The organism is Kluyvera ascorbata ATCC 33433 (genome assembly GCF_000735365.1).
Taxonomy (GTDB): Bacteria; Pseudomonadota; Gammaproteobacteria; order Enterobacterales; family Enterobacteriaceae; genus Kluyvera; species Kluyvera ascorbata.
Window position 1 is genome coordinate 1 of sequence record NZ_JMPL01000098.1, and the last position, 16803, is coordinate 16803.

The 16803-nt window shown below is 51.9% G+C and carries 13 protein-coding genes; 9 read left to right on the top strand and 4 right to left on the bottom strand.

The features are described 5' to 3' along the window. On the bottom strand, window positions 1-576 hold a 576-nt coding region (locus tag GKAS_RS18205; RefSeq protein WP_035896325.1), incomplete at its 3' end, for a LuxR C-terminal-related transcriptional regulator. 341 nt (window positions 577-917) lie between these two features. Between GKAS_RS18205 and GKAS_RS18210 the strand changes: the two genes are divergently transcribed. Further along, window positions 918-4718 carry an autotransporter outer membrane beta-barrel domain-containing protein gene (locus tag GKAS_RS18210; protein WP_035896326.1) on the top strand — a complete coding sequence of 1267 codons (3801 nt, stop codon included), beginning with the start codon at window positions 918-920 and terminating at the stop codon, window positions 4716-4718. 69 nt (window positions 4719-4787) lie between these two features. Here GKAS_RS18210 and GKAS_RS18215 read toward each other — a convergent pair whose 3' ends face one another. Beyond that, window positions 4788-5675, bottom strand: a complete 888-nt coding sequence (locus tag GKAS_RS18215; RefSeq protein WP_035896327.1) for a LysR substrate-binding domain-containing protein — start codon at window positions 5673-5675, stop codon at window positions 4788-4790. 108 nt (window positions 5676-5783) lie between these two features. Between GKAS_RS18215 and GKAS_RS18220 the strand changes: the two genes are divergently transcribed. The 3 genes from GKAS_RS18220 to ansP all read left to right on the top strand — a co-directional run bounded on the left by GKAS_RS18220 (window position 5784) and on the right by ansP (window position 8992). Beyond that, window positions 5784-6365 carry a nuclear transport factor 2 family protein gene (locus tag GKAS_RS18220; protein ID WP_035896328.1) on the top strand — a complete coding sequence of 194 codons (582 nt, stop codon included), beginning with the start codon at window positions 5784-5786 and terminating at the stop codon, window positions 6363-6365. Between the two features lie 270 nt (window positions 6366-6635). Beyond that, entirely contained in the window at window positions 6636-7235 is a 600-nt protein-coding gene (locus GKAS_RS18225; protein WP_051910798.1) for a hypothetical protein, read from the top strand. A 314-nt stretch (window positions 7236-7549) separates the two neighbouring features. Next, the gene (ansP, locus tag GKAS_RS18230; protein WP_035896329.1) at window positions 7550-8992 is read left to right on the top strand and encodes an L-asparagine permease; all 1443 of its coding nucleotides are present in this window, start codon (window positions 7550-7552) and stop codon (window positions 8990-8992) included. Window positions 8993-9036: 44 nt separating this feature from the next. Here the strand turns inward: ansP and GKAS_RS18235 are convergent, their stop codons facing one another. Together GKAS_RS18235 and GKAS_RS18240 are read right to left on the bottom strand one after the other, a co-directional pair. Then, window positions 9037-10293, bottom strand: coding sequence for an OprD family outer membrane porin (locus GKAS_RS18235; RefSeq protein WP_373995167.1), 1257 nt, complete (start codon window positions 10291-10293; stop codon window positions 9037-9039). A gap of 132 nt (window positions 10294-10425) precedes the next feature. Then, window positions 10426-11214: a histidine phosphatase family protein gene (locus GKAS_RS18240; RefSeq protein ID WP_035896331.1), complete on the bottom strand. Its 789-nt coding sequence runs from the start codon at window positions 11212-11214 to the stop codon at window positions 10426-10428. 496 nt (window positions 11215-11710) lie between these two features. On the opposite strand from GKAS_RS18240, the gene surE reads away from it, so the two are divergent. From surE to dsbG, 5 genes are all read left to right on the top strand, one after another. Further along, window positions 11711-12586, top strand: a complete 876-nt coding sequence (gene surE, locus GKAS_RS18245) for a 5'/3'-nucleotidase SurE (RefSeq protein ID WP_035896332.1) — start codon at window positions 11711-11713, stop codon at window positions 12584-12586. A 207-nt stretch (window positions 12587-12793) separates the two neighbouring features. Beyond that, window positions 12794-13156: a hypothetical protein gene (locus tag GKAS_RS18250; RefSeq protein ID WP_035896333.1), complete on the top strand. Its 363-nt coding sequence runs from the start codon at window positions 12794-12796 to the stop codon at window positions 13154-13156. A 47-nt stretch (window positions 13157-13203) separates the two neighbouring features. Continuing rightward, window positions 13204-15243, top strand: a complete 2040-nt coding sequence (locus GKAS_RS18255; protein WP_035896334.1) for a protein-disulfide reductase DsbD family protein — start codon at window positions 13204-13206, stop codon at window positions 15241-15243. A 6-nt stretch (window positions 15244-15249) separates the two neighbouring features. Continuing rightward, on the top strand, window positions 15250-15972 hold the full coding sequence (locus GKAS_RS18260; protein ID WP_035896335.1) for a DsbA family protein: 723 nt from the start codon (window positions 15250-15252) through the stop codon (window positions 15970-15972). 44 nt (window positions 15973-16016) lie between these two features. After that, window positions 16017-16775 carry a thiol:disulfide interchange protein DsbG gene (gene dsbG / locus GKAS_RS18265; RefSeq protein WP_035896336.1) on the top strand — a complete coding sequence of 253 codons (759 nt, stop codon included), beginning with the start codon at window positions 16017-16019 and terminating at the stop codon, window positions 16773-16775. The last annotated feature ends 28 nt before the right edge of the window (window positions 16776-16803 follow it).

Below are 16803 nucleotides of genomic sequence, written 5' to 3' on the forward strand. Positions count from 1 at the left end.
GATACTGTCAACGGCAAATTTCTTATAAATATTACGACGATAATGGCTTATCAACTTGTCACTAATATTGATATATCGTGATATCTCCTTGTTCTTTTTCCCTGATACAATGTATGGAAGCAAGATCGCCTCCATCTTTGTTAAGCTATGTGTTTGTTCAATGATTTGTAGGTTCTTTTCTTTACAGTTCGTTGTTCTATGCACTATCGCAGAGAGGTGGGAGAGGCTGGATCTCAACATGTTTGTTGATATTTTTGTGTCTATCGTACAGTCAGCTACGGTATTAATGAGGACATTTTCTATAGCGTTTGTAAAACAGCTATCTCGGGTGATAAAAATCAAATATGCACAAGGCGCAATATTCTTGCGCTCAATGAATGAAATTAAGCAACTTAGATCGGATTGCCCATAATCGACTATTATTGCTTTAGCAGATAAAAAATATGATTTTTTAATACTTCTAATGTCATCAGTATAAATAACGTCCTTGAATTCTTTAGGTTCGCTAATGAATTTTTCGATTAACGATTTGAACCCTTCGATGAAATAACTGCACGGAGAAACAACGATGATCATCCCTGTTGGTTCCTATAAGCAAAATCAATGAATAGACAATTGCTAAATTCATGGTGATTTGCAATTAAGAATTTCCACATAATGATTTGAAAATTCCTAATGAGCTATTAATGAATAGTGTATTGACTTATTTGTTTTTGAGGGAAATATCTTTTAAATCAATCTGTTATTTTGTTTTTTGGGATTATTCCAATCCTGGGCGGGAATCTTCTGAATGTTATTTCTAAATGTGTCAATTATTATCATTAATGTAACAAATGGGTGCGAATTAAGGTTGCTGTTAATATTCGGTAACCCTGATGCTCAAGACTTGATGATGCTGTGTAAAGAGGGAACTAACGATGAAAAACAACTTAAAAATGACCATAGTAGCGCAGTGCATTGCATTAATACTGAGTGGTGGTTCTATTGCGCACGTTACCGCCGAAACGGTAGTAAAAGATACAGCATGTAATAATGGCGTATCTTCATCATGTTCAGGGATTAACTGGTATGACACCCAAAAACTATGGGGGCTACGATCCCCTGCTGAAGGTATCGACGCGACTTTGACGGGGACGCCTGATACCGCTGCCAGCATTTACTTCTCCAGTGAGGCTTTACGTAAGGATAATGAGAGCCAGACGCTGACGCTGTCCGGGACGAATTTAACCGACCATTTAATTAATGCCAGCTACGGAGGGACAGCAACAATCAACCTGACTAATGGCTCGCAGGTTGATGTCATTGAAACAGGCGATGATGGTAAGCGTACCACGACTCATATTCTTGTTGATAACTCCATTATTCACGGCGGCCAGTTCGATAAATATGATAACAAGGATAAAGCCTGGTTACAGGGGATCGCCATTTACAATGATACGAAAGATATCGGCGACAACACGATCGACATAAAAAACGGCAGTGAACTTAACGGTAGTATTGTGACTGGGGGGGCTGGTTCACAGGTTGTCAATGTGAAAAACAGTAAGATTGAGGGTGGTGCAATTCTTATTGCGGGTACAGGAAATAATACAGTTAGTATTGATAGCAGTATTATTGATAATCGTGGAAGCTCTACTGCTAACCCATATCCGTCATTACGTGCGGGTGATAACGCCATTTCAGCCGCCGGTGCCCAGACAACGCTAGACGTTAATGACAGTACGCTCTACGGAAATATCAATATTAGCGATGTTGCTCAGAGCATGCTGACCATGGTGAATAGTGCGGTTCATGGCGGTATCAATATTAACCAGGGTATCGTTTCACTCGATGCGACTACGGTTGATGATGCCATCACTGCAAAAAATGGGGGGACATTGTCTCTGGGAACCAGGACATCGACCTTCAGCAATAAATTTAACGGTTTCGATACGCTGGAGATTAACGGCTCGACCGTATTGTCTGGCGGGTTAACTGACGCCCAGGTTGGTAATCGCCTGGAGGTGAACGGTGATGGGGTATTAACCTCCTCGGTTAATCTCAGTAAGGGTAATTTGACAATTAATAAGGGTAAATTGCTGGCGGATATGATTGCCCTGACGGAAGGTTCAACGCTGATATTAAATAACAGCGGATTGCGTACCGGGTCCCAACAACTCTTTACCATAGCGCTGGCTGATACAGGAAAAACGGCTGACGCAGGCAGCTTTAACGCGACCGGCGGTAACATTATCTTTAATGGCAGTACGCTGTCTTTAAATGACCAGTACTACAACCTGCAGTACGTACAGTCCGTTCACGCCTTGCTGAGCGCTGGAAACTCGTTGCTTATGGAAGGCCAACTGGTTGATGGCGATGGCGTTGTTGGTACCGCCACAGTGGCGGAAGCCGCCAGTACCGGTTCAACGTTAGCGCAGGTCGATGTTGTTTCGGATAAAAGTCACCTGCTCATCGGTGGAACCACGCAAGAACAACATACTGAAGCAGCGGCACAGGGGTTCGGCGCTGCCAGCCTGGTGCTGGATCCGACAGATGCAGGGCCAAACCAGGTGACTATCCAGAGCGGTCAGTACCTGACGCTGACGGGGGCGCACGGGGGCGCGCTGATCGATGTGAAAGACACGCCGAATGCTACGGTGGCGATTAATGTTGATGATGGTAGGCTGCAGCTTGGAACCAGAACCTTGCCACAGGCTACAGGCACGCTGAACGGCTCGGTTAACGTCGGAACATCGGGACAGATGTTGGTTGCAGCGGGTAGCCACACCATTACCGGTGACGGTATTACCAGCAGCGGGGCCGTCACCATCGATGATGCCGCCACATTAACATCAGATATCACGCTGAACGACAGGTCCACTCTTGATGTCCAGGGCAGTTTGCAGGCAGATAATCTGACCGCAAACAGTGACGCTGTTATTTCAGTCGGTAGTACCAATAGCGCCGGTAGTTTGCTTGCAGCCAATGTGAACCTGAACGGGGCCAAAGTGTTCCTCGACCCGGCATGGCAGAGCAACTCGACCATTGATACAGCGTCTCGCGCAATTTTTGGCGGAAATGATGTGGATGGCTTGATTACCGTGGGCCAGAACTCCGTCCTGGTTCTGGGGGATACGTCCTTTGATAACACTCACTCGATGTTTGCTGATTCTGGACTGAGCTGGAAGGCTGATGGCGTCACTGCCGCTCTGAGCATTGTCGCGCCGCAAACGCTCAACTCATCGCTCGGGGGATTGCGTCTGGATGGTAGCCTGACTCAGGGTTCCCAGAGCAGAGATGCTACTGCGAACCAGGCAATTTTTGCCGATAACTCTCTGCTTATGGTCAAAGGCGCGGCCGCCATCGACCAGGCGGCGCTGACTGCCACTGGTGGTACGCTGAACGTCGCAGATGGCGCTAAGCTTTATGTCTCTGATGCAAAAGTTAACAACACTTACACCATTACTGACGGCTTCACTACCTCAGCGATTGCTGACAATGGCTGGAGTGGTTCGAACCTTATCCTTAACAAGCTGCTGAACGCCCAGCGGAAAGAAGACAATGGCGCTGTCACCATTACGACTTCTGCGAAGGCAGCGGTCGATGTGCTCCCAGGCGTCATGTTGCCGCATACGCTGGACACCATGATCCAAAACGGTATGAACTCCACGACCAGTCCGTCGGCGGGCATTCGCTTCCTGTCCCGTGCGCTGGAAGCTCCGCAGGTGTCGGCCAGTGATGTGGTGCGCACGCTCAACAGTGCAGTACAAATGGTCGCTGCGGGTGGGGTTCAGAATGCGCTGTTAACGACAGGTGAGGCGGCGGCAAAAGCCATTCAGGACCATAACTCTGTCGCTAACCACACGATGCAGCACGGAGGCCAGGATGCGGATGTGTGGGTTAATGTGTTGTACGGTAATAATCGCAACCGTGATTTCAGCGCTGGCAATATGGATTATGGTTATGACACTGACTTCTATGGTGTTATCGCTGGGGCTGATGTGACTCGTGATACCCGCGTTGGGCAACTGCGCAGCGGTGTGGCTTTCCATGCGGGTAACGGTAAGGTGAATTCATCAGGCGATTTTAACAGCACCAAAAATGATTTTAATTTCTTCGGTGCCAGCCTGTATGAAAACTGGCGTATGGATTCGTTCAACGTTACGGCGGATATCGGCTACTCAGCCAGTAATAACGATGTGCAGCAACGCATTCCTGGCTACCTTGATATGGGCAACAAGATTAAAGGAAGCGTGGATGCACACCTGTTTACCGTCGGTATGACTGGAGAGTATCTGTTCAAAACTGACGTGGTTGATGTCATCCCTTATGTGGGGGCTCGTTATAACCAACTGACGACGGATAGTTTTACCACCAAAGCGAACAATGAAGCACTCTTCAGAACCGGAAAAGAACGGCAGGATATCTGGCAGTTCCCTGTAGGGGTTCGGCTGAATAAAACCTTTGTGGCTGGCAGTGGTTGGGCGATTAGCCCGCAGGCTGATTTGGCTGTCGTGCCGGTGGCGGGTAATACTCATGCTAATACCACTGTGCGAACCTATGGTGTCAGCGCTACCGATACCATGAATGCACAGGTCATGGACCGCACATCGTTCAACGGTCAATTGGGTGTGAAAGCGCAAAAAGGCAACGTGACCTGGGGCGTCAGCTATAACATCGCGGCCTCTGAACACGAAACCGGCCAGGCGGGGATGGTGTCTTTCAAATACGCCTTCTGATGATGCATAAGCCTTAACAGGCAGTGAAACGCAAACCGGCATATCTTTATGCCGGTTTTTTTATAAACATCACCCGGCGGAATACTGAGTGGCCGCCACAATAAACGCCTTTACCGCCGCACTCGGCTCCTGCCCACGAGAAATCAGCATCAAATTGGCGCTCAGTTCAATATCATCGAGAGGGCGATAGGTCAGGCCTGGAATGTGTACCTGCTCTAATGGGGCAGGAATCAACGCCACACCCAGCCCGGCAGCGGCAATGGCGAGTACGCTTAGTGTGCTGCTGGAGCGCTGCGCGATATTCAGTCGGTCACCCATCCTTTCTTTCAGTAATAAAAAAAGCCGTTCATGAATATCGTGCGCCTCATAAAGAATGAGCGCTTCTCCGGCGAGCTGCTCGGGGGAAATGCATGTATGCGAGGCCAGTGGGTGATCGTCGGCGAAGGCCACCAGAAACGCCCAGCGCCCGATAGGGTGCGCGATAATACCTGGCGCTGCGGTTTTGCTGTTATCGGGTGTGTAACCGATGTCAAGCTGGCCGGCCAGAATCGCATCTACCTGTGATTGAGGGGCCATCTCTTCTATCACCAGTTCAACGTCCGGATAGGCATAGTGAAATTCCCGTAGGTCAGCCGTCATCTTGCCGCTAAAGATCGCGTTCCCGGCAAAGCCGACTCGCACTCGTCCTGTCTCACCGCGCAGCGATCGCGCTACGGTCTGGCGAGCATACTCCGCCTGCATCAATGTCCGTTTGGCCTCCGTTAACATTAATTGTCCGGCCTCGGTAAGTTCGACGCGTCGGCTGGTACGAATAAACAACGCGCCACCCAGTTCTGATTCCAGTGCTTTAATTTGCATACTGAGCGCTGGCTGCACGATGTTGAGCCGCTCGGCGGCGCGGCCAAAATGACCTTCTTCGGCAACGGCCAGAAAATAGCGGAGATGACGGAGTTCCATAGTGATTGCTATTAATCATTAAAAATGATGAATCGGTAATATCAATATATTTGAATTGCATTGCTCCCGCCAGCACACTCATTCCACTACCTTACTGGAGATACCTTCATGCAGATTCAACATAACGATCGTCAACAGCTTAATGACCTGGTCAACGGATGGATCCATCGCGATCTTGGCGAATGGGCGCAGCTACGGGATCTCTTTCATCCGGACGGCACCATTGAGATCACCTGGTTTGAAGGGCTGGCGAGCGATTTTGTCGACGGCTCGATGCGTATGGGAGCGTCAGACCTGCGCACCAAGCATCTCATTACCTTACCTCGCATTACCTTCAATGCCGAAGGAACCAAAGCCACGCTGGAAACTAACGCGGTGATTATTGCCGAGAACGTTAAACTGAATATCGGTTGCGAATGCCATAACCGCTTTTTCGATCTGGCGGAAAAACGTGATGGCGTATGGAAGCTGTTTAATCGCCAGAGCGTTTACGACATGGGCACATTCACCTTCCCACAGGGCTGGGTAGAGATAGACCCTGGCGTGGTTGCCCGTTATCCTCGCGAATATGCGCCGCTGGCCTATTTGCTGGAAAAGAGCGGATTCCCTCTGGGGCGCGTTTTTGCTACCCGCGGCAGTGAGCTGGAAACCAGAATGAAGGCGGAAGGGCAGCGCTGGCTTGCGGCCTGATGCACGGGCATTCATGCGCGGCTATCACCGATGCGAGCCGCGCTGAGTGTTTGGAAAATATTCCCTGGTGATGATGCTTTTATACCGATCGTAATATATTTGTCAGTAAATTCTCATACTAAAATATATCTCCTGTGTTATGGAGAAATTAATTATTGCTCTTGAATAACGCAATAATTGTTAAATTTAGTAGCTGTTGTGGCACATAAGGATAAGTTTTGTTATGGTCTGTAATGTAAACTGCTGCTTTATTAAAAGACCGTGACTATTATGATTTTAGTTAATTTATTCTTGCGCTGCTTTTTTTTATCGCTGGCGACCGGTGTTGCTATTTTATGTCTGCATGTCGATGTCAACATTCTCAAAAATAGTCTGTCTGAAATCTCGCTCACTGAGATTGTTCAGGAGTCTATTCTCTTCCTTATCGTCCTGATTCACCTCGTGGCTGCACGTAAGCAACCCGAGATGCGCCAATGCAATGTCTTGATTGCTGGCTTCTTTATGGCCATGCTGATCCGAGAACTCGACGGCATCTTCGACCTTATCCACCATGGCAGTTGGGTATGGTTTGCGCTGATAGTCAGTATCATTGCGGTGGCCTATGCCTCTCGCCAGCCTCAGCGGGTATTAAATCAGCTCACCCTATATACGGCGAAACCCGCCTTCGGAATGATGCTGTCAGGATTATTAGCGACGCTGGTATTTTCTCGCCTGTTTGGTATGTCCTTGCTCTGGCACTCGCTTTTACAGGATGGCTACGTCCGGGAAGTGAAAAATATGGTGGAAGAGGGGACTGAACTCTTCGGCTATATTCTCTGCCTGGCGGCCTCGGTGGAAATATTCCGTCAGCCGAAGGTCAATCATCGTTAAATTCTCTGCACAAAAATCATCGCGCTTTTAAAGGCTTCCTTTGGGAAGCCTTTTTTACGCCATTGTTCAGGCGACGACGGGAGCCCAGCGTAAGTCACCGGGATTTTCCTTACGGGCACCGTTTTCTACGCGGAAGTAGTCCGAGGAGTAACCGTATGTTTTGCACCGCTTAATAATTGCAGGTAGGATGCTTCGCGGCAGTTTTATCCCTACGCAGAATGACGGGAAGAACGGCACGGGATTTGATGGATATGCGTTCCATATTCATTTGAAAATCTTATGTATTCCATAAATCAGACAGGTACAGGGAAATAATGGAAACACAAAACACACAGGCTGCGGATCAACGTGCGGCAAAACGACGCTGGCTGAACGCCCACGAAGAGGGGTATCACAAAGCGATGGGTAACCGACAGGTGCAGATGATCGCCATCGGTGGCGCCATCGGTACCGGCTTATTCCTCGGTGCAGGTGCGCGTCTGCAGATGGCTGGCCCCGCGCTGGCGCTGGTTTACCTGGTTTGCGGCATCTTCTCGTTCTTTATTCTTCGCGCGCTGGGCGAACTGGTATTACACCGTCCGTCGAGCGGCAGCTTCGTCTCCTACGCCCGTGAGTTTCTCGGTGAAAAGGCCGCCTACGTGGCAGGCTGGATGTACTTCGTCAACTGGGCGATGACCGGCATTGTTGATATCACCGCCGTGGCGCTCTACATGCACTATTGGGGCGCGTTTGGCGATGTGCCGCAGTGGGTGTTTGCGCTGGGGGCGCTGGCGATTGTCGGCACCATGAACATGATTGGCGTGAAGTGGTTCGCCGAAATGGAGTTCTGGTTTGCGCTGGTTAAAGTGCTGGCGATTGTGGTGTTCCTCGTCGTCGGGACCGTGTATCTGGGCAGTGGAAAACCGCTGGATGGCAACGCCACCGGCTTCCATCTGATAACCGACAACGGCGGCTTCTTCCCGCACGGCCTGCTGCCTGCGCTGGTGCTGGTACAGGGCGTTGTCTTTGCCTTTGCCTCCATTGAATTAGTGGGGACAGCGGCGGGCGAGTGTAAAGACCCGCAGACCATGGTGCCGCGCGCTATCAACAGCGTTATCTGGCGTATCGGTCTGTTCTACGTGGGCTCGGTCGTACTGCTGGTGCTGCTGCTGCCGTGGACGGCCTATCAGGCGGGGCAGAGCCCGTTTGTGACCTTCTTCTCCAAACTCGGCGTGCCTTATATCGGTAGCATCATGAATATCGTGGTACTGACGGCGGCGCTCTCCAGCCTGAACTCCGGCCTCTACTGCACCGGGCGCATCTTACGCTCGATGGCGATGGGCGGTTCCGCACCGAAGTTTATGAGCAAAATGAGCCGCCAGCACGTGCCGTACGCGGGCATTATGGCGACGCTAGTGGTTTACGTGGTGGGCGTGTTCCTGAACTATCTGGTACCGTCTCAGGTCTTTGAAATTGTCCTTAACTTCGCCTCGCTGGGGATTATCGCCTCGTGGGCGTTTATCATGGTGTGCCAGCTACGTCTGCGCAAGGCCATCAAAGAAGGCAAGGCGGCGGATGTGAACTTCAAGCTGCCGGGCGCACCGTTTACCTCGTGGCTGACTCTGCTATTCCTGCTGAGCGTGCTGGTCCTGATGGCGTTTGACTACCCGAACGGCACCTACACCATCGCTTCACTGCCGCTGATCGCTATTCTGCTGGTGGCCGGATGGTTCGGCGTACGTAAGCGCGTCGCGGAAGTTCACAGCACCGCACCGTAACCTGCCCCACAGGCCTGATAGCATCGCTATCAGGCCTGTTTTTCTTAGAACATCCGGAACCGATACTCAATAATCGCCTCAGACGACAGCGTATGCGTTCGCGTATAGCGGCCGTTGGTCAACACCGGCGTTTTACCGCTGGTTTTATAAGACCAGCCGGGGCCGAACATCAACCATACTGTCAGGTTCTTCATTGGCGGCGCAGAAGGCGTCCAGCGGGTAAAGGCATTAATCTCGCCGGTACGTACGTGGTTATCCTTATAGTTGAACTGAGCGATATTTCCTGCCAGCCCAACGGCCAGATCCGGCGTGAGCTTGTAGTCGGAGATATTGGCGAGCACCAGTTCGCCATCGCGCATATAGTCGTCACCCGCATAGGCCATTGAGATAAAGGTGCCGCGCGAGTTTTTACTCATATGACGCGGGTAGAAGCCCACTTCGTTCTCTTTTTTGGCACTGGTATAGCCTACGCCCCACTTTGTACTCCAGCGTTCCGCCTGCCAGGTCGCGTCCACGGCGAAGTGCCAGGCATTATGGTCAAAATCGCGCTTGCTGGCGGGCATTGCCAGATACTCGTCCAGCGCCTCAGTGGCGTAAATCTGCGTGCCAATATTCAGATGGCTAACCGGGCGCAATTGGGTAAATAACAGGTGACGGCGCAGATAGTTTTCACTCTCGCCGTAGCCATATTGCAGGCTAAACGGCTGGCTATTCCACAGCAATTCACCGGAAGCCAGGTGATTGATTTTAGCGCCGGTATTTGTCTGGAACTGCTTCTTATCCGGGGAGTTACGGTCCATCGAATTTTCGACGTAGGCTCCCCGCAGAGTGAGGTTGTCATAGCTGACTCCACCGCTAATGCCTGAGTAGGTCGTTGGGGATAAACGGTTGGATGTGGAAATCACCCCGTAGTTTTTCAGCACCTGCCAGCCCCAACGAGCGTTAAGCTGAGCGTCTCCGGCCAGATATTTTAATTTAATATTTCGTTGACCGAATTTTGAATAGCCCTCAGCGTTGCTTTTTTTATTACCCTCTCCGTTATTATAAAGTACTCCTCTGGAGTTAAAGTAATCGCTGGCACCTAATTTTACTGCGCCATAATATACGGCATCAACGCCGATAAAATCTGCAAAATACCCCGATTGATAATCCACGGCTACGCCTTGGCCCCAGGCGTTATGGACGTGCGTAGGGTTAGCGTTTTCCTCCTTCAGATATTTCCAGTAATTCTTTAGTGATAGTGTCATTGACGCGTCGCTGAAAAAAGGATCGGCAAGATAATTATTTTCAGTATGGCCCATATCGGCAGCCCATACGGGCGTATAGCTGCCAAGCAGCAGCATCGCTGTCGCCAGTGTGTTCATTTTCATTGTGGTATCCCAGAATAGCGCCGCGGGAAAAGGGGGCCGCGGCTTAATAAATGCGCAACGCTCTTATTGATTTTTCAGACGCAGCTTGCCGGTCTCAACGTATTGCAGTGAGCCAATTTCCGGTACGCTGTAATGCCCATCTTTATAGATAATTTTGACGACGGCGGCGTTAGCCAGCGGCTTATTTTTGTCCGGTGAATCGGTAAGATCGGAAATCATAATCTGCATAGCGGTTCCCGATGAAATGGCCAGCACGGTTCTATCGCCATTTTGCTGAGCTTGCTTGACGATAGTCGCCAGCGCGGCCTGAGTACGGTTTTTTACCTGCGCATAATTCTCGGCGAGCCCTTTAACGTCGGCCTTTGCCAGCGCATCCTGGGAGTCCTTCACCGGCAGGGTGCCCGCCTTCATGGCATTGAAAAGCGCAGCGGCGTCGGCCATCCCCAGTGCGTGGGCGCCTGCATTGGCCATATCTTTGTTGAAGCCGCCCTCAAAACCGCCAAAGAACGCTTCACGCAGCCCCGGCAGTTCATTGAGATGGTACTGGGTTACGCCGATTTGTTTGAGGATAACGGCCATGGTTTCCCGCTGGCGGCCTGCATCGCTGGAGTAAAAACTATCGAATTTGATGTCCTTTAACCCTTCGCCAAGATAGCGGGCTACCTGCACACCCTCTTCGGTGAGCGGCGTATCCGCCCAGCCCTGAACGCGGTCAAAGGTATTAAACAGCGTCTTCCCGTGACGGGCAAAATAGACGGTAACCGTATCATCCTGAGCTGACGGAGTCGTATCTGCCGCAGAACAGGTGGCTATACTGGCTAGCGCCGCTAAAGCAACAAACCACTTTTTCATCGGATATCCTTTTTATATTGCTTATAAAACAAAAAAACCTGCGCTCTTACTCAACCGCTCAAATTGCATGGTTGAGAAATAACGCAGGTTTTGCCTGTTGAAAACAGTAACAATCCAGTTTGGCCGGACAATATCACCATCAAAATAGAATGGCAGTAATTATTTTTTCATATATCGATATTTGTGATCATCCTCAAGTCTTGCTTTTCGATAATTCATATAGGAATTGCCTACATAATAATGCGCCAGTAGTTACTCGACTAAATTAACTTTCGGGTCAGGTGTATATTTATCCGTCAGTATTTGATGCTCGTCACAGAATGCGGGTGGCGAGTCTGGACGTTAGTCCTCATAACGGTTATTTTCTCATCCATATCAGGATTGCTACTGAATAAAGGCAAAACCTAAGAAATTTTCTACTCAACGCGAGTGGGGGATTTCTTAGGTTTTTTTTTGCTTGTTATTTGGACCTATTAATAACCCATAAGGAGTCATCATGAATTTACCAAAGATCGTTGCCTCGGTGTTGGCAATATGCGCATTTTCTGCCCAAGCGGGGAACGCACCGCTGAAAATACTGATTGTGAATGATGATGGTTGTGAATCCCCGGGCAGTACTTCGCTTCAGGATAAGCTTAAGGCGAAAGGTTATGATGTCTGGATGGTCGCGCCCGCTACTAATCAGAGCGGCATTGGTTCTGCTATCACCTTTAAGACCGGTAAAGTTTTTGATGTGAAAAAGGTTGCCGAACAGCGTTACTGCTTCCCGGGCACGCCTGCGGACGCCGTGGACTTCGGGCTAAATGGCTTGCTGAAAAAGGCCGCGCCTGATCTGGTGGTTTCTGGTGTTAACGACGGACCAAATACCGGTATGGCGCAGGTGAACTCCGGTACCGTCAGCGCGGCGGCTCGCGCCGTACGCTACGGCGTTCCGGCGATTGCCGCCAGCATCGGCTATCGGTTTACCGAAGAGGAGATGAAGAATGGCTGGCCGAGCACGCATAAATACTGGCCCGACTCCGTGGACTATGTCGTGAGCGTGGTGGATAAACTGAATGCTCAGCGCACGCAGGGTAAACCGTTATTGCCGTTGGGCACCGGGCTCAGCATTAACTACCCGGCTCTGGCGACAGCGGAGATTAAAGGCGTGCACTACGTCGAAAACCAGCGCTTCCCGGTCGCGCAAATTGGCTACGATATTCTCGCAGACGGCAAGGCCAGACAGACGATGAATCCTGAGTCTCTCAAAGTGGTTATGGATGACACGGATTCCGGCTGGTTGAATAAGGGCTACATTACCTACACGATTTTTGATGGCTCCTGGAATGCACCGCAATATGAAGCGCAGTATCAGGCGTTGCTGAAACCCTGAGAGCTAACTTAACCCCACGCCGTAGCCGCTGGTGCCGTTGCCAAACATATCGCGCGCCACCAGCCGCGTGCAGCGTAGCGATGGATTCGCAATAGAGCATGATTTTCCGGCTTGTCCGCTGCGACAAGACAAAACCTTACACGCGCGCCCCTTGCGCATTGATGAGGATTGTTTATGATTCGGCTGTTCTGAAACGTCTGGTAATTTATGCGAAATCGTCAGCTTCTTGCGAAAGGGTTCTTGATAGTGACCTGCCTCGCCATGGCTCTTTGCCTGGTGCAGCGGGCCGTTTATCTGCACCATTTTCTCGAGCAGGCGGGCAACCCGGTTCAGACTATCTCCACGCCAGCAACGGACGAATCCCAGGTTGGGCCTTCGCCATGCCAGCTTAGCGCCAACTCGCTGTTGTGCGCACAACCTATTTTCTTCGACGGCGCGCTGCCTGCCGTTATCGTCTTCCTGGCCCTGATTCAGCTATTCGCTGAAGTGCGTGCGTTCGTCTTTCGCGACGTGCCCAGACGGCCACCCACGGTCCGAATACACCTCAAAAACTGCGTTTTCCGTGAATGAATCATCGTTCTGACGACGATTGATTATTTCATTTACGGAGAAAAAATATGTTGAATATCTTCAGGGGATTATTGCTCCTGTTGCTCGCCTGCGTGGGTTCTGCTCACGCCGCCGATACCGGGTGGCTCACGTCAGGGCAAAATGACCACGCTAAGATTCGTTTCCAGGCGGAAAGAGGCAAGGATCGCCTGTATGGCCTGCTGACCGTTGAGCTGCAATCCGGCTGGAAAACCTACTGGCGATCGCCGGGAGAAGGGGGCGTAGCGCCTGAAATTCACTGGAAAAACGGTGAAAAAGCGCAGTGGTACTGGCCGACTCCCTCGCGCTTTGAAATTTCGGGGCTGACCACCCAGGGTTACCATAATCGGGTGGTTATTCCGATGGTTATCACCGGTAATCCGGGCGATGTGCTGGACGGTACGCTGACGCTCTCGACCTGTAGCAATGTCTGTTTGTTAACGGACTACCCGCTGCATCTCGATTTTAATCAGCCGGTTGACGGCCAGTTCCAGGATGCCTTCGAGCAGGCAATGCGGACTATCCCGGCGGAAAATGGTCTGTCGGATAATCTGGCGGCGCACCTCGCGGGCGATCGTCTGGTCATCACCGGTACCACCGCGGGCGCATGGCGTACCCCGGGTATCTATTTCGATCCGCTGGACGGCGGCATTATTCCCGGCGACCCGAACATAAAAACCGACGGCGCGACGTTGACCATCAGCGCACCGGTTACGGACGAATGGGGCGATAAACCGAAGACGCTGGCGGGTAAAACGCTCTCGTTCGTTCTCACCAGCGATGGCAAAGCGCAGCAAACTACGCTGACGGTAGGTGCCGACGAATCGGCTGTGGCACCGCCTCAGGTTGCCCGAACCGGCATCGGGCAGATGCTGCTCTTCGCGCTGCTTGGCGGGTTGATCCTCAACCTGATGCCCTGCGTTCTGCCTGTGATGGGAATGAAGCTGAGCGCCGTGCTTCACGCGGGCTCAGATACACGTAACATTCGCCTGCGTTTTCTGGCAACTAGCGTCGGGATCCTGGTCTCTTTCGCGCTGCTGGCGGCGATGGTGACCGCGTTGAAGTTAACCGGCGCGGCGCTGGGGTGGGGCATCCAGTTTCAGAGTCCGTGGTTTATCGGCCTGATGGTGGCGGTGACCTTTATCTTCGCACTGAATCTTTTTGGTGTCTTCGCGCTGCTGTTGCCGTCATCTGTGGCGAGTCGCATGGCCACCGCGGGGGGAAGCGGCTGGCTCGGGAGCTTCTTCGAAGGCATGTTTGCCACGCTGCTGGCCACGCCGTGCTCGGCACCGTTCCTGGGTACCGCCGTCGCCTTTGCTTTGGGTGCGCCGTTGCAGGAGCTTTGGCTTATCTTTATTGCGCTCGGCGTCGGGATGGCGATTCCCTGGCTGTTTGTGGCGCTGGTGCCGAAAACCGCTGCGCTGTTGCCGCGCCCTGGCCGCTGGATGGCTATCGTCAAAACCCTCCTGGCCTTGATGATGCTGGCCTCAAGCCTGTGGCTGGCATCATTGCTGAGCCAGCATCTGGGTGAGTTTGTCAGCAATGCTGTCATCCTGTTATTGGCGCTCGCTGCGCTGGCGGCGGTCTTTATTCGCGGCCCGCGCAGTGGATTTGCGTTCTATCTGGTGGTGTTCGTGCTCACGGCGCTGAGTGGTTATCAGCTTCGCGGGTTGATTCAGGCTCCTGCGACACCTGAGCGCGCGGCGCAGGTCAGTGCGGATATCCGCTGGCAGCCGCTCAGCGAAGACGCCATTGTGCAGGCGCTGGCCGACGGCAAGCGCGTTTTCGTTGATATCACCGCCGACTGGTGCGTGACCTGTAAGGTGAACGACATGCGCGTACTCACCCAACCGGAGGTTATCGCTGCGCTGAATGCGCCTGACGTGGTGGCGCTTCGCGGCGACTGGAGCAAGCCGTCTGACGCGATATCAGCTTTCCTGCAAACGCGTAATCGTTACGCCATCCCCTTCAATGAAGTTTACGGGCCGGGCCTGCCGCAGGGAGAGACGCTCTCTCCACTGCTGGACTCGTCATCTCTGCTTCGCGCTCTGAAACATGCCAAAGGTTAATGCACCATGAAATACACGCTCCTTTTTACGCTTTTGATGACCGCCTCTTTGCAGGTTTTTGCTGCTCCCGCTCTGACGCCCGCCCAGGAGGCACGCGTTCAGGAACTGGTACAGGAAACGCTGCTCAAGCATCCAGAAATTCTGGCCGCGGCGGCGGATAAGCTGGACCAGCAAAATGCTCAGGCTAACCAGCAGCAGCTGAAAAAGGTTATCGCGCAATATAATGATTTTCTGTTTTATGACCCGAATTCCCCGCGGATTGGCGCGGCAAACCCACGCCTGACGCTGGTGGTCTTTACCGACTACAACTGCCCGTACTGCAAAAAGTTTGATCCATACCTGGAGAAGATTGTCGCCAAATATCCGGACGTTGCCGTGGTCTTTAAATTCCTGCCTTACCGCTCGGAAAGCTCGGTCACTTCGGCACGAGATGCCCTGACCGTCTGGCGTGCGCACCCTGAACAGTTCATCAAATTCAACGATGTGCTGATGGCGAAAAAGGGATATCACGATGATGCCAGCATTGCGCAGGCGAAAAAGAAAGCTGGCGTGGTGGTAGACACGCCGGATGACGAAAGCCTGGTGACGGTGAAGAAAAGCCTCGCGGTAGCACAGGAGCTGGGCATTCAGGGCACGCCCGCGACGCTTATCGGCAATGAAATGCTATCGGGCTGGGTTCCCTACGAAGATTTTGATGCTATGGTCAGCGAAGCGCTGAAAAAACAGTAAGTTTATTCACGGGGGAGGAATCCCCCGTTCACGGAGAAACGAGGATGAAATCGATTGTCTTAACGTCGCTGGCGCTGCTTCCGGCGTTTGCCTATGCCAGCGCGCCGCTTCCCGATATCGTAAAGCGTTTTAGCGAGCAGCAGAACATTACCATTATCAAAGAGGTGGATGCCCCCGGCGGCCTGAAAAGCTGGGTGGGGCAGTATCAGGATATGGGCGTTAACCTGTTCCTGACGCCGGATGGTAAGCATGTGGTTTCCGGCTACCTTTATGACGATAAAGGGAAAAACCTGAGTGAAGGGTATTTCACTCAGGCCATTTACGTGCCGATGGGTCAGGAGATGTGGAAAAAACTCAACGCGGCCCATGCGCTGAAAGAGGGCGCCGAGACCGCGCCGAGAAAGGTCTTTGTGTTTGCCGATCCTTTCTGTCCTTACTGCAAAGCGTTCTGGGCGGCGGCACAGCCTTGGGTTGAGGCCGGTCATGTTCAACTCAATACGCTGCTGGTGGCGTTTCTTAACCCGAAAAGCGGGCGCAACGCGACGGCCATTCTTAATGCGCCGGACCCAGTAGCGGCCTGGCGGGATTACGAGCTGTCCAACGGTAAGAAATTGCCGCGTTTTGACGGCGTCACGCCGCGCGAAACCTTCAATCTGCTGCAAGCGCATCAGAAGATGATGGATGACTTAGGGGCAAACGCGACGCCAGCGATTTACTATATGAACGACAAGAATGAGCTGCAGCAGGTGGTGGGGATGCCTGATGAAAAACAGCTTGAGGCGATGTTTGGCCCGAAACCCTGATAGCGACGTTGGTCACTCGGTGCGGTTT

Coding starts and splice junctions, on each gene's coding strand:
- GKAS_RS18210 (WP_035896326.1), top strand. CDS start 918: ATGAAAAACAACTTAAAAATGACCATAGTAGCGCAGTGCATTGCATTA.
- GKAS_RS18215 (WP_035896327.1), bottom strand. CDS start 5,675: ATGGAACTCCGTCATCTCCGCTATTTTCTGGCCGTTGCCGAAGAAGGT.
- GKAS_RS18220 (WP_035896328.1), top strand. CDS start 5,784: ATGCAGATTCAACATAACGATCGTCAACAGCTTAATGACCTGGTCAAC.
- GKAS_RS18225 (WP_051910798.1), top strand. CDS start 6,636: ATGATTTTAGTTAATTTATTCTTGCGCTGCTTTTTTTTATCGCTGGCG.
- ansP (WP_035896329.1), top strand. CDS start 7,550: ATGGAAACACAAAACACACAGGCTGCGGATCAACGTGCGGCAAAACGA.
- GKAS_RS18235 (WP_373995167.1), bottom strand. CDS start 10,293: ATGGGCCATACTGAAAATAATTATCTTGCCGATCCTTTTTTCAGCGAC.
- GKAS_RS18240 (WP_035896331.1), bottom strand. CDS start 11,214: ATGAAAAAGTGGTTTGTTGCTTTAGCGGCGCTAGCCAGTATAGCCACC.
- surE (WP_035896332.1), top strand. CDS start 11,711: ATGAATTTACCAAAGATCGTTGCCTCGGTGTTGGCAATATGCGCATTT.
- GKAS_RS18250 (WP_035896333.1), top strand. CDS start 12,794: ATGCGAAATCGTCAGCTTCTTGCGAAAGGGTTCTTGATAGTGACCTGC.
- GKAS_RS18255 (WP_035896334.1), top strand. CDS start 13,204: ATGTTGAATATCTTCAGGGGATTATTGCTCCTGTTGCTCGCCTGCGTG.
- GKAS_RS18260 (WP_035896335.1), top strand. CDS start 15,250: ATGAAATACACGCTCCTTTTTACGCTTTTGATGACCGCCTCTTTGCAG.
- dsbG (WP_035896336.1), top strand. CDS start 16,017: ATGAAATCGATTGTCTTAACGTCGCTGGCGCTGCTTCCGGCGTTTGCC.